The sequence below is a fragment of the uncultured Lacinutrix sp. genome, from assembly GCF_947500325.1.
Classification (GTDB): Bacteria; Bacteroidota; Bacteroidia; order Flavobacteriales; family Flavobacteriaceae; genus Lacinutrix.
The window spans coordinates 1-201 of the sequence record NZ_CANMRQ010000129.1 but is presented as its reverse complement, the minus strand read 5'-3'; the positions used below and the strand labels follow the sequence as shown (position 1 = coordinate 201).

Sequence of the window (201 nt, the reverse complement as noted above, 5' to 3'; positions counted from 1 at the left end):
CCAACCATTGCCGTTGCGGTATCGTCTACTGCTATTGGGTCTTGTGGGTTTGGATCGGTTGTATCTGGATTACCATCGTTATCATCATCTGGATCACAGGTATTTGAGATACCATCGGTGTCTGGATCTGGGCCAACTTCTAGATAATCGGCTGTCCCATTAGTATCACTATCGCCGCCTGTTGCTGGGTAACTTGCTGCT

1 protein-coding gene is annotated in these 201 nt (G+C 48.3%); it reads right to left on the bottom strand.

The window, feature by feature from the left end; all coding sequences use genetic code 11:
• Positions 1-201 (bottom strand): hypothetical protein (locus Q0997_RS20475; protein WP_299892619.1); only part of this gene is annotated, 201 nt, incomplete at both ends.